Below are 2407 nucleotides of genomic sequence, written 5' to 3'. Positions count from 1 at the left end.
ATGTCTAATCAACAGGGTTTTCGGTCTCTAAGTACTTTTTAAAGGGAACATCATCGACTCAAATCTCTATTTGCAACAGTGCCATAAAAACCATCATAAACCAGACATTTTTATTGGTGAGAATATAGACACTTTAAATGGGTTCTAACAAACACGTTTCGTATAAGGTGTATTATGTTAATTTTAGAAAAATTAATTAATTTTCAGAATCATAGTGACTCATATCACCAGATAATAAGATTTCTTAAATTTTCTCTGATAACACTTTAACCAATGACTTTAATTCTTCTTTTAGTTTATTTAAATTTTCAAGTTGAATACTTTGAGTCAGCTCTTTAGGAATCATTTCTGCGGCAGCTCGTAGCTCTCGACCCTTTTCTTTTAATGAAATAAGGACTCTTCTTTCATCATTAGGATCACGTGATCGATTAATAAGTTCAGACTTTTCCATTCTTTTTAGTAAGGGCGTTAGTGTCCCACTATCCAGGTGTAAAATTTGTCCAAGATCACCCACACTTACACATTCTTTTTCCCATAAAACCAACATCACTAAATATTGAGGATAAGTGAGTCCGAGAGGTGTAAGAAAAGGGCGATAAGCTTTTACGATTAAATTAGATGCAGCATAAATAGGAAAACATAGTTGCTCATCTAGGCAAAGCTGATTCTTGGACATAGCTTTTTATTTGGTATAGACAGTGGTCGATACCTGTATATTACCTCGAATAGCGTTGGAATAAGGACATACTTGATGCGTTTGTTCCACGATCTTCTCTGCATCAGCTTGTGAAATACCTGAAAGAGTGACATCTAAGTGTACTGTTAAGGAAAATCCACCATTGCCATTAGCAACCATGCCAACAGTACTCAGGACTTCTACATCGTTATCACGGATTTTATGTTCTTTATTGCTACGAGTTACATGGATCACGGCATTTCCAAAGCATGCAGCATAGCCAGCTGCAAATAATTGCTCAGGATTCGTTGCATCACCTCGACCACCTAATTCTTTTGGCAAAGCTAATTTTAGTTCTAAGATACCATCTTCACTACGAATATTCCCTGAACGTCCACCGATTGCTTTAACTTGGGTAGAATAAAGATTACTCATTTTAATTACCTTTAAATAATATATTGTGTGCAATATAATTGTATAAAATTTAATTTATGTCAATTTTTTTATATGCGATTTAACATAATGGCGGTTATACGAAATGCATTTGCATATTAAGTTAAAAATCAATCACTTAAAAATTTAGTTATGACCAATAAATCAGCAGAAATCTGCTTTTGTAATAAGTTGGTGAGTTTTTAAGCGAATCTGTAACATTTTGCCAGTAAAATTGGTTAAAAAACGATCAATTTGAGTAAAAGTGTCCATTCCATGCGGATCCAGGTTGCGAAACTATCCCCAATTGCTGTGGATAAAATTTAGGCTATTTTGTAGGTTAGAACGCACAAGAATATCGGCTATTTGCGGCTATTCTGAAAACTGGAGTTTTCCTATGATGAACTCATCAGGAACAGGAAGTTCCATAACATAAAACAAAAATTATAAGTTATTGCACATGGACCAAAGGGTACAAAAGCGCAGCAAGTAACAATAGAAACCCCCGGCAGGATACCGGGGTTTTTTATTGCTTATCCTTTCTCATTTGCAAAACAAACATAATGCCCCTAAAATATAGACTATAATCTATATTTTGGTTGTGGTATGTGGACAGTCATTACGACAGATCTATTTAATCAGTGGCTTGAACAGCAAGATGAACCTACACAAGAGAAGGTCCTAGCTGCCCTGGTTGTTCTACAGCAGCAGGGACCGAGTTTAGGCCGTCCTTTAGTAGATACTGTGTATGAGTCTAAATTTACCAATATGAAAGAACTGCGTGTTCAACATCGCGGTAGACCCTTAAGAGCTTTCTTCGCATTTGATCCCTTACGACAGGCTATTGTTCTATGTATTGCTGATAAAGGCGGTAAAAAGCGTTTTTATAAAGACATGCTGGATATTGCAGATGAACAATACCAACTTCATCTCACTACCCTAGGAGATAAATCTAATGGCTAAGACTCTGCAAGAATTGTTAGCTAGCCGCTCTCCAGAGAGCCAAGCCCGTATTCAAAAAATGGCTGATGAATTACTGCTAGAAAATCAGCTTCATCTTATTCGTGAAGAACTCGAAATTTCTCAAAAAGAGCTTGCTGAAACTTTGGGAATAAAACAGCCATCGCTTTCAGCAATAGAAAATCGTGGCAATGATCTTAAGATTTCAACCATGAAAAAGTATGTTGAGGCAATGGGTGGGAAGCTCCGTATTGATGTAGAGCTTCCAACAGGAAAACATATAGGATTCAACGTTTAACAATAAAAATGGGAGCTATAGGCTCCCATTTTTAGATTCGT

Annotated in this window: 4 protein-coding genes; 2 read left to right on the top strand and 2 right to left on the bottom strand. The window is 36.2% G+C overall.

Features of this window, described 5'->3' with window-relative positions; translation table 11 throughout:
- Positions 1-244: 244 nt before the first annotated feature.
- Together Q9R24_RS14930 and Q9R24_RS14925 are read right to left on the bottom strand one after the other, a co-directional pair.
- Positions 245-676: a MarR family winged helix-turn-helix transcriptional regulator gene (locus tag Q9R24_RS14930; RefSeq protein WP_005108698.1), complete on the bottom strand. Its 432-nt coding sequence runs from the start codon at positions 674-676 to the stop codon at positions 245-247.
- A gap of 6 nt (positions 677-682) precedes the next feature.
- Positions 683-1111, bottom strand: coding sequence for an organic hydroperoxide resistance protein (locus Q9R24_RS14925; RefSeq protein ID WP_005108699.1), 429 nt, complete (start codon positions 1109-1111; stop codon positions 683-685).
- Positions 1112-1714: 603 nt separating this feature from the next.
- Here Q9R24_RS14925 and Q9R24_RS14920 point away from each other — a divergent pair.
- Both Q9R24_RS14920 and Q9R24_RS14915 read left to right on the top strand, forming a co-directional pair.
- Complete coding sequence (locus Q9R24_RS14920) at positions 1715-2071, top strand: type II toxin-antitoxin system RelE/ParE family toxin (protein WP_004668307.1); 357 nt, start codon at positions 1715-1717, stop codon at positions 2069-2071.
- Positions 2064-2366 (top strand): helix-turn-helix domain-containing protein, encoded by a 303-nt coding sequence (locus Q9R24_RS14915; RefSeq protein ID WP_001140620.1) that lies wholly within the window; start codon positions 2064-2066, stop codon positions 2364-2366. The genes Q9R24_RS14920 and Q9R24_RS14915 overlap by 8 nt, the downstream gene beginning before the upstream one ends.
- Positions 2367-2407 lie beyond the last annotated feature (41 nt).

The organism is Acinetobacter sp. RRD8 (genome assembly GCF_031844225.1).
Lineage (GTDB): Bacteria > Pseudomonadota > Gammaproteobacteria > Pseudomonadales > Moraxellaceae > Acinetobacter.
The sequence above is the reverse complement of the archived record's forward strand: the minus strand, read 5'-3'. Positions and strand labels throughout refer to the sequence as shown.